Origin of the sequence: Brevundimonas sp., from assembly GCF_046295775.1 — a bacterium.
Taxonomy (GTDB): Bacteria; Pseudomonadota; Alphaproteobacteria; order Caulobacterales; family Caulobacteraceae; genus Brevundimonas.
Genome location: NZ_JBKBML010000002.1, coordinates 96113 through 112371 on the forward strand (window position 1 = coordinate 96113; position 16259 = coordinate 112371).

20 protein-coding genes are annotated in these 16259 nt (G+C 66.9%); 6 read left to right on the forward strand and 14 right to left on the reverse strand.

What is annotated here, in order from left to right; all coding sequences use genetic code 11:
- Nucleotides 1–143: 143 nt before the first annotated feature.
- The 7 genes from fabG to ACK4I0_RS02015 all read right to left on the reverse strand — a co-directional run bounded on the left by fabG (nt 144) and on the right by ACK4I0_RS02015 (nt 5298).
- Complete coding sequence (gene fabG, locus ACK4I0_RS01985; protein ID WP_409607476.1) at nt 144–884, reverse strand: 3-oxoacyl-[acyl-carrier-protein] reductase; 741 nt, start codon at nt 882–884, stop codon at nt 144–146.
- A gap of 10 nt (nt 885–894) precedes the next feature.
- Nucleotides 895–1152, reverse strand: a complete 258-nt coding sequence (locus ACK4I0_RS01990) for a hypothetical protein (RefSeq protein ID WP_409607478.1) — start codon at nt 1150–1152, stop codon at nt 895–897.
- Between the two features lie 35 nt (nt 1153–1187).
- On the reverse strand, nt 1188–2132 hold the full coding sequence (gene fabD / locus ACK4I0_RS01995) for an ACP S-malonyltransferase (RefSeq protein WP_409607479.1): 945 nt from the start codon (nt 2130–2132) through the stop codon (nt 1188–1190).
- A gap of 82 nt (nt 2133–2214) precedes the next feature.
- A complete protein-coding gene (locus ACK4I0_RS02000) occupies nt 2215–3483 on the reverse strand; it encodes an Nramp family divalent metal transporter (RefSeq protein ID WP_409607481.1) in 1269 nt (422 codons plus the stop codon).
- A gap of 28 nt (nt 3484–3511) precedes the next feature.
- Nucleotides 3512–3721: a DUF3126 family protein gene (locus ACK4I0_RS02005; protein WP_409607483.1), complete on the reverse strand. Its 210-nt coding sequence runs from the start codon at nt 3719–3721 to the stop codon at nt 3512–3514.
- A 72-nt stretch (nt 3722–3793) separates the two neighbouring features.
- Nucleotides 3794–4627 carry a serine O-acetyltransferase gene (gene cysE, locus ACK4I0_RS02010; RefSeq protein WP_409607484.1) on the reverse strand — a complete coding sequence of 278 codons (834 nt, stop codon included), beginning with the start codon at nt 4625–4627 and terminating at the stop codon, nt 3794–3796.
- A complete protein-coding gene (locus ACK4I0_RS02015; protein ID WP_409607486.1) occupies nt 4624–5298 on the reverse strand; it encodes an NUDIX domain-containing protein in 675 nt (224 codons plus the stop codon). Before ACK4I0_RS02015 ends, cysE begins: the two co-directional genes overlap by 4 nt.
- A 45-nt stretch (nt 5299–5343) precedes the next feature.
- Between ACK4I0_RS02015 and ACK4I0_RS02020 the strand changes: the two genes are divergently transcribed.
- Nucleotides 5344–5946 carry a nitroreductase gene (locus ACK4I0_RS02020; protein WP_409607488.1) on the forward strand — a complete coding sequence of 201 codons (603 nt, stop codon included), beginning with the start codon at nt 5344–5346 and terminating at the stop codon, nt 5944–5946.
- Nucleotides 5947–5949: 3 nt separating this feature from the next.
- Here the strand turns inward: ACK4I0_RS02020 and ACK4I0_RS02025 are convergent, their stop codons facing one another.
- The 6 genes from ACK4I0_RS02025 to thiE form a co-directional block, all read right to left on the reverse strand.
- On the reverse strand, nt 5950–6591 hold the full coding sequence (locus tag ACK4I0_RS02025) for a hypothetical protein (protein WP_409607490.1): 642 nt from the start codon (nt 6589–6591) through the stop codon (nt 5950–5952).
- A gap of 21 nt (nt 6592–6612) precedes the next feature.
- Nucleotides 6613–6771, reverse strand: a complete 159-nt coding sequence (locus tag ACK4I0_RS02030; protein WP_409607492.1) for a hypothetical protein — start codon at nt 6769–6771, stop codon at nt 6613–6615.
- Complete coding sequence (cydB, locus tag ACK4I0_RS02035; protein WP_409607494.1) at nt 6752–7789, reverse strand: cytochrome d ubiquinol oxidase subunit II; 1038 nt, start codon at nt 7787–7789, stop codon at nt 6752–6754. Before cydB ends, ACK4I0_RS02030 begins: the two co-directional genes overlap by 20 nt.
- A 1-nt stretch (nt 7790) precedes the next feature.
- Nucleotides 7791–9218 carry a cytochrome ubiquinol oxidase subunit I gene (locus ACK4I0_RS02040; RefSeq protein ID WP_409607496.1) on the reverse strand — a complete coding sequence of 476 codons (1428 nt, stop codon included), beginning with the start codon at nt 9216–9218 and terminating at the stop codon, nt 7791–7793.
- A 98-nt stretch (nt 9219–9316) separates the two neighbouring features.
- Nucleotides 9317–11002: an ATP-binding protein gene (locus tag ACK4I0_RS02045; RefSeq protein WP_409607498.1), complete on the reverse strand. Its 1686-nt coding sequence runs from the start codon at nt 11000–11002 to the stop codon at nt 9317–9319.
- A 73-nt stretch (nt 11003–11075) separates the two neighbouring features.
- The gene (gene thiE, locus ACK4I0_RS02050) at nt 11076–11732 is read right to left on the reverse strand and encodes a thiamine phosphate synthase (RefSeq protein ID WP_409607500.1); all 657 of its coding nucleotides are present in this window, start codon (nt 11730–11732) and stop codon (nt 11076–11078) included.
- Nucleotides 11733–11909: 177 nt separating this feature from the next.
- Between thiE and ACK4I0_RS02055 the strand changes: the two genes are divergently transcribed.
- The 5 genes from ACK4I0_RS02055 (at nt 11910) to ACK4I0_RS02075 (ending at nt 14928) form a co-directional block, all read left to right on the forward strand.
- The gene (locus ACK4I0_RS02055) at nt 11910–12095 is read left to right on the forward strand and encodes a bacterioferritin-associated ferredoxin (protein ID WP_409607502.1); all 186 of its coding nucleotides are present in this window, start codon (nt 11910–11912) and stop codon (nt 12093–12095) included.
- 144 nt (nt 12096–12239) lie between these two features.
- Nucleotides 12240–12740, forward strand: coding sequence for a bacterioferritin (gene bfr, locus ACK4I0_RS02060; protein WP_409607504.1), 501 nt, complete (start codon nt 12240–12242; stop codon nt 12738–12740).
- Nucleotides 12741–12801: 61 nt separating this feature from the next.
- The gene (locus ACK4I0_RS02065; protein WP_409607506.1) at nt 12802–13350 is read left to right on the forward strand and encodes a TspO protein; all 549 of its coding nucleotides are present in this window, start codon (nt 12802–12804) and stop codon (nt 13348–13350) included.
- Between the two features lie 112 nt (nt 13351–13462).
- The gene (efp, locus tag ACK4I0_RS02070; RefSeq protein ID WP_135064102.1) at nt 13463–14029 is read left to right on the forward strand and encodes an elongation factor P; all 567 of its coding nucleotides are present in this window, start codon (nt 13463–13465) and stop codon (nt 14027–14029) included.
- A 92-nt stretch (nt 14030–14121) separates the two neighbouring features.
- Nucleotides 14122–14928: an inositol monophosphatase family protein gene (locus tag ACK4I0_RS02075; protein ID WP_409607508.1), complete on the forward strand. Its 807-nt coding sequence runs from the start codon at nt 14122–14124 to the stop codon at nt 14926–14928.
- Nucleotides 14929–14934: 6 nt separating this feature from the next.
- Here the strand turns inward: ACK4I0_RS02075 and purD are convergent, their stop codons facing one another.
- Nucleotides 14935–16212 carry a phosphoribosylamine--glycine ligase gene (purD, locus tag ACK4I0_RS02080; protein WP_409607510.1) on the reverse strand — a complete coding sequence of 426 codons (1278 nt, stop codon included), beginning with the start codon at nt 16210–16212 and terminating at the stop codon, nt 14935–14937.
- Between the last annotated feature and the right edge of the window lie 47 nt (nt 16213–16259).

Below are 16259 nucleotides of genomic sequence, written 5' to 3' on the forward strand. Positions count from 1 at the left end.
CGTTGTGTTGTCTCGCCTGCCGTCTCACGACGGCCCCGGTTAGGCAAGTCCTGAAACGTCAGGGCGCCCGGCCGGTTGCGTTCGCGCCCTTTAGCACAGGCCCGGCGCATGGAAATAGCCTGTAGCGATTGGTGATCGCCGGCTCAGATCATCGCCATGCCGCCATTGACGTGCAGGGTCTGGCCGGTGACGTAGGCCGCTTCGCTGGACGCCAGATAGACGGCGGCGGCCGCGATCTCGTCGCCCTCGCCCAGCCGACCGGCCGGAATGCGGCCCAGGATCGTCTCGCGCTGGGCGTCGTTAAGCACATCCGTCATGGGTGAGGCGATGAAGCCCGGCGCGATGCAGTTGACCGTGATGCCGCGGCTGCCGACCTCCTGTGCCAGCGACTTGGAGAAGCCGATCATGCCGGCCTTTGACGCCGCATAGTTGGTCTGGCCGGGATTGCCGGTGACGCCGACCACGGAGGTCACACCGATGATGCGGCCGGCCCGGCGCTTCATCATGCCCTTCACCGCCGCGCGGCTGAGCCGGAAATAGCTCTCCAGGTTGACCTTCAGGACCTGCTCGAAGTCCTCGTCCTTCATGCGCATCAGCAGACCGTCTTTGGTGATGCCCGCATTGGCCACGAGAATGTCCAGCGGCGCACCCGCCGCCTCTTCCGCGCGCGCGACCAAGCCGTCGACGCTCTCGGCGTCCGACAGGTTGGCGGCGGCGGCGAAGGCGCGCTCGCCCAATTGGCCAGCGAGATCGGCCAGCACGGCCTCGCGGGTGCCGGACAGCACGACGGTCGCCCCCTGGGCGTGCAGCGCCCGCGCCACAGCCCCGCCGATGCCGCCCGTGGCGCCGGTCACGAGGGCGGTCTTGCCGGAAAGATCGAACATGTATGGGCTCCTACGAGAAACGAACGACGATCATGAGAAACAGCGCCAGCACCAGCGGCGCATAGGCGGCGAACAGCAATACGCCGGCCGAGATGCGGCTTCCTCTGGAGAAAGCCCGCAGGCTGAGCACCACCAGCACGATCATGGCCGCAGCCAGCCCTATGCCCGTCCAGTCCGTGCCAGCATCCGCCGCGCCGCGCTGCATGAAGGCGGCCATGCCCATCACTGCGAAGACCACCGGCGGCACGCAGGCGGCCAAGAACGCCATCCGTCCCGGCGTAACCCGCCTCTGCTTGCGCGCCCTCACAGCGATTTAGCGAAGGCTTCCAGGTCCTCCGGCGTGTTCAACGCCAGGCCCTCGGCGTCCGGCGCGATCCTCTTGGCCATGCCGGTCAGCACCTTGCCGGCGCCGATCTCGACGAAACGCGTCACGCCCCCCTCACCGGCCATCCATTCCATGCTTTCGCGCCAGCGCACGCGGCCTGTGACCTGTTCGACCAGCAGACGGCGGATGACCTCGGGATCCGTTTCAGGCCGAGCGGTGACATTGGCGACAACCGCCGGGGCGGGAGCGACGATGCGCGCCCCGCCCAAGGCGTCGGCCATGCGGTCGGCGGCCGGCTGCATCAGCGGACAGTGGAAAGGCGCTGAGACGTTCAGAGGAATGGCGCGCGCGCCCAGTTCCTTGGCCTTTTCGATCGCGCGGTCGACAGCGGCCTTGTCGCCCGAGATGACCACATTGCCGTTGTTGTTGTCGTTAGCGACGACGCAGACGCCGACTTCCGAGCCCGCGCGCGCGGCCTCTTCGGCCAGGGCCAGGTCGGTCTTGGGACCGATCAGCGAAGCCATGGCCCCCTTGCCGACCGGGACCGCCTTCTGCATCGCCTGTCCGCGCGTCTTCAGCAGCCGCGCCGTGTCCGCCAGGCTGATCGAGCCCGCAGCCGCCAAGGCCGAGTACTCGCCCAGAGAATGGCCTGCGACATAGGCCGCGCTGCCGATATCGACCCCGAACTCGGCTTTCAGCGCCCGCGCCGCCGCCACGGACACGGCCATCAGGGCCGGCTGGGCGTTCTCGGTCAGGGTCAACTGGTCTTCCGGTCCCTCGCGCATCAGCTGCGACAGCTTCTGACCCAGGGCGTCATCCACCTCGGCGAACACCTCGCGGCTGCTGGCGAAGGCGTCCGCCAGGGCCGAGCCCATGCCGACGCTCTGGCTGCCCTGGCCGGGGAACAGGAAGGCGATGCTCATGTCGGGGTCCGTCACCGTTGATTCCGGCCGCGAGGGGTAGGCCAAAGCCCGCCCAGCGGCAAGCATCGCCGCTTCCCCGACGTCAGATCAGATTGATCAGCTCGCGCCCGGCCAGCGCCGCAAACAGCAGGGTGGCCGCCGCGAGCAGCCCGTTGGACAGCCAGCCGCTGCGCCATTCCGCCGGCACGCGCGAACTGTTCAGCAGCCAGACCAGCGTCCCGGCCAGGAACGGCATGAACAGGCTGCCCAGTACGCCATAGGCCACGATCAGGCCGAACGGCCGGTCCATGAACAGCAGGAGCATCGGCGGGAAGGTCAGCCATAGAGCATAGGTGCGGAACGCCAGGCTGCGGTCCCCCCTTGCGGTCTCGTCGTCACTGCGGCCGCGCGTATGGGCCAGAAAGTCCGCGAACATCAGGCTGACGCCCTGCCAGACCCCCAGCAGGCTCGAGAAGGTCGTGGCCCAGAACCCGACAAGGAACAGGATGGCGATCGACCGCCCGAAGCGCTCTTCCAGCACGGCGCCCAGGTCGAGCAGGCCCCGGTCGCCGCCCGACAGGGCTATATTGGCCGCGAACAGCAGCTCAGCCCCCACGATCAGCAAGGCCACGACGAACACGCCGGTGACGATATAGGCCACGCGGTTGTCCAGCCGCATGGTGCCCATCCAGCGCGGCCCCTTCCAGCCCTTGGCGTTCAGCCAGTAGCCATAGGCCGCCATGGTGATGGTGCCGCCTACGCCGCCGATCAGACCCAAGGTGTAGAAGGCCGCGCCGGGCGGCAGGGTCGGCATCAGGCCTGTCGCCAGCGCCGGCAGATCAGGCGTGACCAGCACCGCCAGGCTCATGACGGTGACGAACATCACCCCCACGCAGGCGGTCATGACCTTTTCGAACAGGCCGTAATGGCCGAACCAGACGAACAGCAGCCCCGCCACGCCCGACAACATGGCCCAGGCCTTAAGGTCCAAGATCGGGAACAGAGCCGCCAGCGGCAGGGCGGCGGCGGTCATCCCCGCAGCCCCGTAAACGAAGCCCCAGATCACGACGTAAATGCCGAAATAAAGGCCCGCCCAGTTCAGCGCGCCGCCGCGACGCCCCACCCGAACGCCTCGACCCAGCGACGACCAGCCGTCGAAGATGGTGCGCTCGCTGGCCAGCGTCCACCGGCCAACAGCCTCGGCCAGGGCGATCTTGAGTATCGTGCCGATGACGGCCGCCCACAGCAGCGCATAGCCGAAGCGGGAGCCGGCGATCAGGGTGGCGACCAGATCGCCGGCCCCCACGCCGGTCGCCGCGACGACAATGCCGGGACCGATCAGGGACCAGCGCGGTTTCGCTTCGTCGCTCACGCCGTCATCCCCCGCCCGCGCCTGCCGATCAGCCTTGCGGCAGATCCTCGGCCAGGATGGCCATTTCAAACATGAAGGAGCCGGCCTCGTCCTCGTCCTCGTAGATCACGCCGATGAACTCGTCATCGACATAGACCTCGGCCGAGTCGGCCACCTTGCGAGCCTTCACCTTGATGCCGCCGTGATTGAACGTGCGCTTCAGGTGGGTTTCGACGTTCTTGAGATCGGTGTCTTTCACGGCTCAGCCTCGGTGTTCGTGTTGGCGGCGGACCCTAGAGAAGCCGCCCCGGCATTGAAACCCCGTCGCGGCTCAGATGACGAAGTCGTAGACCACGTCCGCCAGCGTATGATCCATCGTCCGCGCCGGCGTGGCTTCGGTCGGGCAGTTGACCAGGCGCGCCGGAACGCCTGCCACGGTGCAGCCGGCCGGGACCGGCTTCAGCACTACCGAGCCCGAAGCCACCTTGGCGTAGTCGCCCACCACGATGTTGCCCAGCACGTTGGCGCCCGCACCCAGCAGGACCCCGCGCCCGATTTTCGGATGGCGGTCGCCGCGCTCCGCTCCGGTCCCGCCCAACGTCACGCCGTGCAGCATAGACACCTCGTCGCCGACCACGGCCGTCTCGCCGATCACTATGCCTGTGCCGTGGTCGAGGAAGACCCCAGAACCCATCTGCGCTGCCGGGTGGATGTCCAGCTGAAACAGCTCCGATATCCGGCTCTGGAAATGGAAGGCGAGGGTTTCGCGCCCCTGCATCCACAGCCAGTGCGAGACCCGCCAGGCTTGAAGCGCCTGAAACCCCTTGAAGTAGAGGAAGGGCTGCAGCAGCGACCGGATCGCCGGGTCACGCTCGGCCACTGCCTGCAAATCAGCCTCGGCCGCTGACACCATGGCCGGATCAGCGCGATAGGCCTCCAGGCAGACTTCACGCAGCGTCATGGCCCCCAGTTCGGCGTCGCCGAGCTTGCGGGCGATCTGAAAGCTCAACGCCCCAGCCAAGTCGTGGTGGGCCAGGATCACGGCGTTGACCTGGCTGGCCAGGCGCGGCTCCTCCAGCGCGGCGGCCTCCGCCGAGGCGCGCAGCAGCGACCATACCTCCGAGGCGGGTGCGACGACTTCAAGGCGCGGGGTCGACTGGCTCATGACGGCTCCAATGATAGCCCAGCCAGCAGGTTCCGCGCCAGTTTCGGCGGAAGGCCGCCCGTCTGGGCCATACGCAGGGCGCGATAGGCCGTCGCCACGGTGAAGGCGTCGCGAACCGCGCCGCGCTCGATTTCGTGGATCAGGTTGGCGAAAGGCACCCGCGCGACGCGGAGTTCTTCAGTGTCGTCAGCCTGTCCGACCGCCGCCGTCAGACCCCAGGCCACCCAGCCGATGGCGCGCTCGTCAGACACCGAGTTCGACAGCTCCAGCCGCACGGCCTCACGCCAGTGCTCGGCCTGAAGGCCCGCCTCTTCGGCCAGCTCGCGCTTCACGCCCTCGAACGGATCTTCGTCGAACGGCGCGCCGCCCTCGGGCATCTCCCAGACGTAATTCTTCAGCGGAAAGCGCTGCTGGCCCACGAGGATCACCGTGCCGTCGTCGTGCAGAGGCAGGACGCCGACCGCCAGATTGCGGAACCGCGCCACGACATAGTCCGCCGCCGCGCCCGTCGGCGCCGTCGCGGCGTCGCGCGTCACCCTCAGCCAAGGGTTCTCGAACACGACCTCGCCTTCTCCGTCCGCCGTCCAGGGCGTGGGCAGGTCGTCGCCCTGCCAGGCGGGAGCCGGTCTGTCGTCGTCGAAAGGCGAAGGTTCGGCGTCTGTGCGTCTCATTCCGGGGATATGGCGCCTGCGCCTGCGAACGCCTAGCTAGCGAGCATGTCAGACGCTGAACTGTCCGCCGCCCTGCCCCCGCCCGTCGCCTCGCCCGAATGGGAGGCTCGGCTGGCCTCGCGCCGCTCCGCCCCCGCCCAGGCCCTGATCGCACCGGGTCCGTCGGTAGTGGAGCTGGACCGTATCCTAACGCTGGCGGCGCGCACGCCCGATCATGGCAAGCTGTTTCCCTGGCGCTTCGTGGTGCTGGGGCCGCGCTTTCGCGCCGAGGCGGCCGAAGCCCTCAGGCCGCTTGCTGCCCGCCAACCGGGCCCCGACAAGGCCGCCAAGGTTCTCGTCAAGCTGACCGCGCCGCCGGTCACCATCATGGTGGTGTCCTCGCCCGTCCCCAGCGACAAGATCCCGGTCTGGGAGCAAGAGCTCTCGGCCGGCGCGGTCTGCATGAACCTGGAACATGCGGCCGGTGCCCTTGGATACGCCGCAAGCTGGATCACCGACTGGTATAGTTACCGCCCCGAAGCCGTCGCGCTATTCGGAATTCAGCCGGGCGAGCGGATCGCCGGCTTCATCCACCTGGGATCCATGGCCGAGCCCGCGCTTGAGCGGCCTCGGCCTGACATGGCGTCGAAAATCCAACGCCTGGACTAGACGCTACTTCGGCTCCACCGAATTGCCGATGCGCTCGGCCAGGGCCAGGTCTGCGCCGTCCAGGCTGGACAGCCAGACGTGGATTTCCGCAGGGGCGGTCTGGCGCTGGAACAGATGTTCCATGGCCGTTCTGGCCTCGCCGTTGGCGGCGACGATGGACGTTCGGCCGGCGGCCGTCCGCGCCTCGCCGCTATAGATCGGGAATTGCGACGCCGGACCGGCGTAGACCATGACGAAGGTGCGATCACCGCGCTTGATCGAATAGATGCCGACGCCCGGCGCCGGCCGCTGCGCCGTCAGGCTGAAACCGCGCGGCACGTCGATGCGGAACGGCAAGGCGGCGATGGCCGTAGCGTCCAGGGCTTGAGCCGCAGGCGGCGCCGGACGATCTTCGTTTTCGACCTCGGCCTCGACCGCCTCCTCCACGTCCTGTTCCGGCGTCTCTTCGGATTCGATGGCGGGGCTTGGCGCGGCGGCTGAGCGCCCAGGTGCGGATGCCGCCGGCGCCGTTCCTAGCACGCTTGAGGACGGACCGCTGTTCAGCGACCGGGTCAGGTCGGAGCCGGGCCGCTCGGCCGGCGGCCGGCTCTGCGGAGCAGCGGCCTGTGTCAGGATGGAAAGCGATACGAGGACAGATGCGATCATGGCCGCGACCATCCTCCGTCCTCAGCGGAACGGCAAGGCCCTGAGCGTATAGGCGACAACGCCGGTGGCGCCGGCCGCCATCACGGCCAGCAGGACGAACCACATCAGCCGGCGCCAGAGGGGCGGCGGCGGTTCATCGGGCTCGGGCGGGGGTACGGGTCTAATGATGATAGCCGGCATCCTCATCGATCTTGCCCCGGAACACCCAGTAGACCCAGGCGGTGTAGGCCAGGATCATAGGCAGGATGACCACTGTGCCCACCAGCATCAGACCTAGGGCGTTGTCGGGCGCCGCGGCCTGGCGGAAGCTCAGGGCATAGGGAACCACGTAGGGCGCAAAGCCGACCGCCAGGCCGACATAGCCTGACAGGAAAACCAGCAAGGCCCCCACGAACGGCCAGCGGTGCGATCCTCGGCGCGCGGTCAGGAAAATAATCGCCAGTCCGGCGAGACCCAGCAGCGGGACGACCAGAAGCGGCGCCAGAACGGCCCAGTCGATGACGACATCACCGCCCAGATCTACTCCCCAACGCGCCGCCACGCGCGGATGGATCACTAGGGTCGCCAGGCTGACGGCCGCCAGCAAAACCGCCGTGGCCGCACCGCTGATCAGGCTCCAGTGCTTGGCGTCGCCGTGCAGATTGTCCTTGGTCTTCATCATCAGCCAGGTTGCGCCCAGCAATGCATAGCCGGCCAAGAGCCCCAGCGAGACCAGCAGCGTATAGGGCGTGAACCAGTCGAACTGCCCGCCCGCGAATCTTTCGTCCCGCACGACCACGCCCTGGATGAAGCCCCCCAGAATCAGGCCCTGCGCCCATGTGGTCAGTATCGAGCCGCCCGCGAACATCTGCGTCCAGAAGCGGCGCCCGCGATCCCTCGCCCTAAATCGGAATTCGAAGGCCACTCCCCGCACGATCAGACCGGCCAGCATGAGCAGCACGGGCAGATAGAAGGCCGGCATCAGCACCGAATAGGCCAAGGGGAATGCCGCCAGCAGCCCGCCCCCGCCCAGCACCAACCAGGTTTCGTTGCCGTCCCAGACGGGGGCGACCGTGTTCATCATCACGTCGCGCTCGCCGGGCGAGCTGGCGAAAGGGAACAGGATTCCGATCCCCAGGTCGAACCCGTCCAGCAGAACGTAGAGCAGAACCGCGACCGCGATCAGGCCCGCCCAGATCAAGGGAAGGTCCAGGTCCATCTCAGCGCCCTCCGTCCTGAATGTCGCCCTTGTCGGGCGCCTGGCCCATCGGGGTGCCGGGCGCACGATCCGGCCTGGGCTGCGGCTCATGCGAATCCGCTACTGGCCCCTCGACCATCAGCCGCAGAATGAACAGGGCGCCGGCCGTGAAGACGATGGAATAGACGATCACATAGGCCAGAAGGCTGGTCGCCACCTGGCTGGCGATGACCGGCGAAACGGCGTCGCGCGTTCGCAGCACGCCGTAGACCACCCAGGGCTGACGCCCGACCTCCGTCACCATCCATCCCGCCAAAACCGCGATGAAGCCGCTCGGCCCCATCAGAACGCAGAACCGCAGGAACCATCCGGTCTGAAACAGCCGCTTCCTGACCATGAGCACCACGCCCCAGGCGCCCAGGCCGATCATCAGCAGGCCCAGTCCCACCATGATGCGGAAGGCGAAAAAGGGAATGGCGACCGGCGGCTGATCCTCGCGCGGCCAGGCGTCCAGGCCCAGGATGACCTCATCCTTGGGCACGTTCTGGACCAGATTGCCGATGCCGGGAATGGAGACCTCGAAATGGTTCTTCTGAGCCTCGCGGTCGGGGATGCCGAACAGGTGCAGCGGCTGGTCAGCCTGGCTGGTCCAGTAGCCCTCGATGGCCGCGGTCTTGGACGGCTGCAGCTTGTGCGCCACCTCGCCCGACCAGTGGCCGGCCGCCAGTTGCAGCGGGGCCGTCACCGCGATCATGCCGACCGCCATGGCCAGCGCGATGCGGCTCTCGCCCCAGCCCTCCAGCCGGACCTTGCGGGCGCGGTCACGCAGCACGTGGAAGGCCGACACGGCGCCGACCACCAGGGCCGTGGTCAGAAACGCCGCCAGCAGCATATGGGTCAGCCGCGACGGGAAGCTGGGATTGAAGATGACCTGCATCCAGTCGGTCGCCTGGAACCGCCCGTCGGCCATGATTTCATAGCCCTGAGGTGTCTGCATCCAGCTGTTGGCCGACAGGATCCAGAAGGCGGAGATGGTGGTGCCGATCGCGACCAGCACCGTCGCCAGGAAATGAAGCCGCGGCCCCACCTTCTTCCAGCCGAACAGCATGACGCCCAGGAAGGAGGCCTCCAGGAAAAAAGCCGTCAGAACCTCATAGGCCAGCAGCGGCCCGATGACCCCGCCAGTCAGGCGGATGAACTCCGACCAGTTGGTGCCGAACTGATAGCTCAGCACCACGCCGGACACGACGCCCATCCCGAAACTGAGGGCGAAGATCTTCACCCAAAACAGATACAGCGTCTTGAACGCCTCGCGCTTTGTGGCCAGCCACAAGCCTTCCAGCACCGCGAGATAGGCCGCCAGGCCGATGGTAAAGGCCGGAAAGATGATGTGAAACGAGACGGTGAAGGCGAACTGAAGCCGCGATAGCAGCAGCGCGTCGAAGTCCACGGATGCCCCCGGAAAGACCCTAAGGATGTTGGGGCTATGCGCTCATGGCGGCGGCTTGTCCAGAGCCCGCGTCGCAGTATTTCGTCACGTGATGAAATTCAGGGGCGGGGCAGCCTGATCCAGAAGCTCGCGCCCTGACTCGGGGTCGAGTCCACGCCGATTTCCCCGTGTTGGAGCTCCGTCAACCGCTTGGCCAAGGCGAGACCGACGCCATGGCCTTCTATCGCCGAACGCTCGAGCCCCAGTCGGTTGAAAGGTTCGAACAGCTGCGCCTGTTTTTCGACCGACAGGCCGGGCCCGCGATCGACCACCTCCAGCCTCACGCAATCTCCATCCGCCCGCGCCACGAGACGCACCACGCCCCCCGACGCCCCGTATTTCAGCGCGTTGGACGTCAAATTGCCTATGACCTGGCTCAGACGCTGGGAATCGGCGAGGACGACCGCGTCCATGTCCTCGATCTCGACCTCTATCCGCACGCTTTGCGCCTCGGGACGCAGTTGGGCCGCGCGGCGAGCGTCCTGCAGAAGTCCGCCGACATTCACTGGCCGAAGCTCGACCTTGACCTCGCCGGATTCGGCGCGCGCCACGTCCAGCAGATCGTGCGCTAGAGTCTCGACCTGACGCGCGGTCTTCACCAGCATCTCCGCCATCTCGACCTGCGTTGAGTTGGCGGGCCCGAGTTGGCCCGTTCGCCAAAGATCGCCGATGCCGATGACGCCGCCTATGGGGCTTTTGATCTCGTGCGCAACATTGGCCAGCAGGCGCGACTTGGCGGCGGACGCCCGTTCGGCCCTGATCATGCCCGCTTCGGCCCGCGCGGCAAGCCGATCGCGTTCCTCCAGCAAGGCCGCCACGAGAACGACAGGCATGTAGCCAAACAGGACCAGCAACTGGCCCATCAGCGCCCGTTCCGGCCCATCAAACCGGGCATAGGGCCCCTGCCCCGCCATGCTGCCGCCTATGGCGAAGAGAGTGACCACGACCAGGGCCGTCGTCACGCCAATCATGCGCGCTCGGACGGCGATGAGCAGGATGATCGGCAGGATGGCGAACCCAAGGGGCAGGTTGAAGGTCGTGAAGACGGCGGCGCACGCCGCGATCAGCAGCAGGAACAGGCCTGCGGTCTCGGCGATGCGCGCCGGGCTTCGGAGGCGCACCAGCGCGCGGCGGCGCACCGACAGGACGAAACAGCCTACCACCGCCACGCTAAGGGCATGACCGAACCACCACGTCTGGAACGTGGGCCAGAAGGAATTACCGTGCATCTGGTTCAGCATGACGCCGGCGAAGACGGCTGCCGGCAAGGGCGCCGCCACGGCTGCTGAGAGCAGGAATCGCCCCGCTTCCTCGACATTGCGCAGCATGGGGCTGGGCGCGAACCGGCGGGCCAGAAGCACGGCCACCACGACATCCAGCATGTTGGCGGCCATGAACATCACCGAAAGATCCAGCCGATTGCCCGCCAGCAAATTGCCCATCAGGAAGGCTGCGGCCATCAAGGCGCCGAACGCCGTGTCGAAGGCCAGGCTGCGTTGCGATCTCAGCCACACGCCGACCGCTAGGCCGCTGGCGCCCCACAGTGCGGCGACGACGCCGACCGATCGACTGAACTGCAGCGACAGGACGACCAGCATCACCACGCCGACAGCGGTGAAGACCAGGACGGCGGGGTGGCCGATGCCCGCCGCGTCTCTCGCGGGGGCGCGGCCACGATCCTCGGTCCGCACCCGAACGGACGGCGAGGACGAAATCGACTGATCGAGCGCGCGGCTCACGGGCATGAAAAAGCGCCTTGGCGGACTGGAACCGCCGCCAATCTCGTCTCCAGCTTCCTAATATCCCCTGAAAGCCAGGTCAGACTTCGGTCAGGGCATAATTGAACGCTCTGACGGCTGCGGCGGGACCTTCGGGGTGGTTCCAGACCGCGCCCGACACGGCGACGAAATCCGCGCCGGCCTGGGCCAGGGCGCTAGCGGTTGCAGGCGTCACGCCGCCGATGGCGACGCAGGGCGTCTCCATGGTTTCCTGCCAGATCGTAAGCAGTTCCGGATCGGCCCTGTATTCGGTCGCCTTCGTCTGGGTCGGATAGAAGGCTCCGAAAGCGACGTAGTCCGCCCCCCCTTCGGCAGCTTCCATGGCTAGGTGCCGGCTGTCGTGACACGTCACCCCGATCATGGCGTCGGGTCCCATGATCCGCCGTGCCTGGGCCAAGTCCGTATCGCTCTGCCCTACATGGACGCCGTCGCAGCCTGTGGCGCGCGCCTGCTCCGGATCGTCGTTGAGGATCACGGCGACGCCGCGCGATTGCGCGATGGGCAGCAGTCGGGCGACGGCGTCACGGATCATCTGGGGATCAGCCGATTTCAACCGGATTTGAAGCGCGGCAACGTCGCCTGCGTCGAGCGCAGTCTCCAGAGCCCCGGCGAACGCATTGAGGTTTTCGATCACCGGCGGGGTGATCAGATACAGCCGACACGGCGGGCGCGGCGGGGCGGAAGAAGCTTTGACCATGGCTGCGCAGTGACGCCGGAACGGTTTGCGGTCAATACGTCGCTCCATCAGCCCAGCAAGCCCGGCCGCCGACTCGGCGCGAACCTGCGGCAGGTCGTCGCCTTTTTGCGAACGCCTTGCATTCACTCACACGTCGCGATAGAGAATGATTATCAGTCGGGTTCAGAGTGTCTCGCCGTGTACATCTGCAACTGCAACGGTCTCCGCCAGCGTGATGTGGCCCGCTCGATCGAGGCGGGAGCCATCCGTCCGCGCGACATCTTCGCCAGTCACCAGTGCCAGGCCCAGTGCGCCAAGTGCGTCTGCGACATGCGTCGGATGATCCAGGACGCGACCGAGTCATACGCCATGGCGGCCGAATAGACTGCGCGCAAAAATCACTCGCATTTTCAATGCGGTGAAAAACATTCGCAACTGAACACATCGCCTGAATCGGTGTTATGACCGGCGCCACGCGAGGTCGTGACGGCGCCATCCGGCGACGCGCCTCGCCTCAGGAGACGGGCCATGAAGGGCGATCAGGCGATCATCCGCACGCTGAACGCGGTGCTGACCAACGAGCTGACTGCGGTCAACCAGTACTTCCTGCACGCCCGCATGTTCGAAAGCTGGGGCCTGCGCCATCTCGGCCAGATCATCTACGACGAATCGATCGGCGAGATGAAACACGCCGACATGCTGATCAAGCGCATCCTGTTCCTGGACGGCCTGCCCAATCTGCAAGACCTGCACAAGCTCAAGGTCGGGGAAGAGCCGATCGAATGCCTCGGGGCCGATCTACAGCTGGAATACAACAGCCGCACCACCACCAAGGAGGCGGTGACCCAGTGCGAGGCCGCGCATGACTACGTCAGCCGCGACCTGCTGATGCGCATTCTGGCCGACACGGAAGAGCACATCGACTTCCTGGAAAACCAGCAGAAGCTGATCGAGCTGCTGGGCGCGCAGAACTATCTGCAGTCTGCCATGACCGAAATCCAGCCCGACAAGAGCGCCACCGGCAACTGATCGGAACTCCACGGCGCGGCGGTCATTCCACCCACGCTTGCGTGAGAAGGAGGATCTGCCCGTGACATCGATCGACACCGCCGTGGACGAGGTGCGCGACCGCGCCGTGGAGCTTCTGAACAGCGAGGGCCGCTCAGCGAGCCACGTCGCCATGGGCGTCGCCCTGACGGCCGGCTTCGCGCTGGCCGCCACCATCCTGGCTACCCGGACCATTCCACCGCACAAGCGTTCGCTGTCGCAAGCCCGCGATAAGCAGGCCGCAGTAAACGAGCGGCCGCGCGGCCCGCTGAGCCTCATTCTGCCGGCCGTTTTCTCGGCGACGACGCTTTCGGCCGTCCGGGTCTGGAACGCCCCCAATCGGCCCGAGCGACGCAACGCCATGGGGCTGTGGATGGCGGCCCAGGCGATCAACGCTGTTTGGCTGGCGGTGCGGCCGGCGTCTCGCGGTCTCCAGGTAATGGCGGCCATGAGCAGCGCCGGCCTCGCCGCCGCCTTCGCTCACGAGGCGCGCAAGCTGGACGAGACTGCGGGCTCTCTCGCCTCGCCCACCGGCGCGGGCGTCAAACTGGCCAATCGCGCCGACAAGGAAGCGGCCGACACCCTGCATTGAGCAGGTTTGCCGCCATTGCCCTGACGCCCGGCTTCCTCTAGGGATCGCGCCCGATTTGCGCGCCGCGACGCCGGCGCGCCCTCCCGCAATTCTCCAGCAGCGAACCGCTCCGATGAAGATCAACGGCAACACCATCAAGCCGGGCATGGTGCTCCAGCACAACGGCGGCCTCTGGGTCGTGACCAAGGCCAGCCACGTCAAGCCGGGCAAGGGCGGCGCTTTCGCCAACGTCGAGGCCAAGAACCTCGAGACCGGCAATAAGCTGAACGAGCGCTTCCGGTCTGAAGACAAGGTCGAGCGCGTGACGCTCGAGCAGAAGGACTTCTCCTACCTGTTCGACAACGGCGACAGCCTCGTGTTCATGGACGACGGCACCTACGAGCAGATCGAACTGCAAAAGGACTGGGTCGGCGAAGAGCGCATCCCCTACCTGCAGGAAGGCATGAAGGTCGTCATCGAGATGCATGAAGAGCGTCCGATCGGTCTGTCGCTGCCGGAACAGGTCACGCTGGAAGTGGCCGAGACCGAGCCCACCGTAAAGGGCCAGACGGCGTCGTCGTCCTACAAGCCCGCCATCGCCAACAACGGCGTGCGCATCATGATCCCGCCGTACATGTCGGCCGGCGAGCGCATCATCGTCGACACCACGACCGGCGAATACGTCCGCCGCGCGGACTGATCCAATCCCTGCCCTTCGGGGCGAGCATCTGAACTTCTCCGCCTGTCCGGGCCATTTGGCCTTGTGAAGGACAGGCGGACCAGGAGATCCCCATGGCCCTCGCCTCCGCCCTGCTTCAAGTCATGATGGACGCCGTTCGCAAGACCGGCCGCCCGATGCTGCGCGACTTCGGCGAGGTCTCTCAGCTTCAGGTGTCGCGCAAAGGTCCCGGCGACTTCGTCACCGCCGCCGACATCAAGGCCGAGCAGACCCTGTTCGAGCTGCTGAACAAGGCTCGCCCCGGCTACAGCTTCCTGGGCGAAGAGCGCGGCATGGTGGAGGGCACCGACAAGACCCACACCTGGATCGTCGATCCGATCGACGGCACGACCAACTTCATGCACGCCATGCCCCACTTCGCCATCACGGTGGGCCTGGAGCGCAAGGCGCCTGACGGCTCATCCGAGATCGTGGCCGGCGTGACCTACAATCCCGTCATGAACGAACTGTTCTGGGCCGAGAAGGGCAAGGGCTGCTACCTGAACGACAGCCGCATCCGCGTCGCGGGCCGCAAGGATCTTTCGGAAAGCCTGATCGCCACCGGCCTGCCCTTCATCGGCAAGACCGGCCATGGCCAGGCGATCAAGGACATCCACGCCGTGGGCCAACGCGTCGCCGGCATCCGCCGCCTGGGCTCCGCCGCCCTGGACTTCGCCTGGGTCGCGGCCGGCCGCTACGACGCCTATTGGGAGCGCAACCTGAACCCCTGGGACGTGGCGGCGGGCATCCTGTTCGTCACCGAGGCGGGCGGTCAGGTCACCACCATCGACCGCGACGGCGATCCGAAGAACGGCAAGCAGATCCTGGCCGCCAACCCCGAACTGCACACCCAGCTGCGCAAGCTGCTTCAAGCGGCCTGACGGGCTTCAGCCCTCCCGGTCCAGCGCCCGCCAGCCGATGTCAGAGCGGCAGAAGCCCGCTGGCCAGTCGATTTGGCGGATGGCGGCGTAGGCGCGCTCTCTGGCCTGGGCGATGTCGTCGCCCAGGGCGCAGACATTCAGGACACGGCCGCCCGCCGCGGCGAGTTGGCCGTCCGACCGGCGCTTGGTGCCGGCGTGGAAGACCTGGACGTGCGGACCGAAGTCCTGCTCGGCCCCTCGGATGATCGACCCCTCCAGCGGGCTGTCGGGATAGCCCTTGGCCGCCATGACCACACAGATGACCGTCTGAGGCTTGAAGCTCGGCGCCGCCACAGTGGAGACGTCGCCGCGCGCGCAGGCCAGCAGCACCGGCACGATGTCGTCGGCCAGGCGCATCATCAGAACCTGACACTCCGGGTCGCCGAAGCGGGCGTTGAACTCGACCACCTTGGGCCCGCTCTCGGTTGCCATCAGCCCCGCGTACAGGACCCCGCGATAGGGCGAACCCTCGGAGGCCATGGCGCGGATCGTGGGCTGGACGATCTCGGCGTCGGCGCGCTTGACCAGATCGGGCGTGAAGACGGGCGCGGGCGAATAGGCGCCCATCCCGCCGGTGTTGGGGCCGACATCGCCGTCGAAGGCGCGCTTGTGATCCTGGGCGCCGCCCAGCAGGACGGCGCGGCGGCCGTCGGATAAAGCGAACAGAGACCCCTCCTCGCCCTCCATGAACTCTTCGATGACGACGCGGGCGCCGGCCTGGCCGAAACGGCCGCCGAGCATACGTTCGATCTCAGCCTCAGCGTCCTTGACATCGGGGCTGATGGCCACGCCCTTGCCCGCCGCCAGACCGTCGGCCTTGATGACATAGGGGGGCTTGAAGGCGGACAACGCTTCGCGCGCTTCCCGAGCGGTCTCATAGACGCCGTAGCCGGCAGTGGGGATGTCGTGGCGTTCGAGAAAGGCCTTGGCGAAGGCCTTGGAGGTTTCCAGCCGCGCTGCCTTGGCGCTGGGGCCGAAACAGGGGATGCCGACTTCGGCCAAACGGTCGGCGAGGCCGGCGGCCAAGGCAAGTTCCGGGCCGACGACGACCAGATCGGCGCCGATCTCTCGCGCCAGGGCCACCAGGCCCTCGACATCGTCGGCCTTGACGGGGTGGAGTTCGCCCAACTTCTCCATGCCCGGATTGCCCGGCGCTATCACCAGACGGGTCAGCAGCGGAGACTGGGCGATCTTCCAGGCGAGAGCGTGCTCGCGCCCTCCGGATCCGACGAGCAGAATATTCATGTTCCCGGCAATGACCGGCCCTCGCGGACCGGTCAAGCCAGAGGAAG

Bases quoted from the DNA above. Each gene is read 5' to 3' on its own strand.
- fabG (WP_409607476.1), bottom strand. From the start codon at position 884: ATGTTCGATCTTTCCGGCAAGACCGCCCTCGTGACCGGCGCCACGGGC.
- ACK4I0_RS01990 (WP_409607478.1), bottom strand. From the start codon at position 1,152: ATGGCGTTCTTGGCCGCCTGCGTGCCGCCGGTGGTCTTCGCAGTGATG.
- fabD (WP_409607479.1), bottom strand. From the start codon at position 2,132: ATGAGCATCGCCTTCCTGTTCCCCGGCCAGGGCAGCCAGAGCGTCGGC.
- cysE (WP_409607484.1), bottom strand. From the start codon at position 4,627: ATGAGCCAGTCGACCCCGCGCCTTGAAGTCGTCGCACCCGCCTCGGAG.
- ACK4I0_RS02015 (WP_409607486.1), bottom strand. From the start codon at position 5,298: ATGAGACGCACAGACGCCGAACCTTCGCCTTTCGACGACGACAGACCG.
- ACK4I0_RS02020 (WP_409607488.1), top strand. From the start codon at position 5,344: ATGTCAGACGCTGAACTGTCCGCCGCCCTGCCCCCGCCCGTCGCCTCG.
- ACK4I0_RS02025 (WP_409607490.1), bottom strand. From the start codon at position 6,591: ATGATCGCATCTGTCCTCGTATCGCTTTCCATCCTGACACAGGCCGCT.
- ACK4I0_RS02030 (WP_409607492.1), bottom strand. From the start codon at position 6,771: ATGCCGGCTATCATCATTAGACCCGTACCCCCGCCCGAGCCCGATGAA.
- cydB (WP_409607494.1), bottom strand. From the start codon at position 7,789: ATGGACCTGGACCTTCCCTTGATCTGGGCGGGCCTGATCGCGGTCGCG.
- ACK4I0_RS02045 (WP_409607498.1), bottom strand. From the start codon at position 11,002: ATGCCCGTGAGCCGCGCGCTCGATCAGTCGATTTCGTCCTCGCCGTCC.
- thiE (WP_409607500.1), bottom strand. From the start codon at position 11,732: ATGGTCAAAGCTTCTTCCGCCCCGCCGCGCCCGCCGTGTCGGCTGTAT.
- bfr (WP_409607504.1), top strand. From the start codon at position 12,240: ATGAAGGGCGATCAGGCGATCATCCGCACGCTGAACGCGGTGCTGACC.
- efp (WP_135064102.1), top strand. From the start codon at position 13,463: ATGAAGATCAACGGCAACACCATCAAGCCGGGCATGGTGCTCCAGCAC.
- ACK4I0_RS02075 (WP_409607508.1), top strand. From the start codon at position 14,122: ATGGCCCTCGCCTCCGCCCTGCTTCAAGTCATGATGGACGCCGTTCGC.
- purD (WP_409607510.1), bottom strand. From the start codon at position 16,212: ATGAATATTCTGCTCGTCGGATCCGGAGGGCGCGAGCACGCTCTCGCC.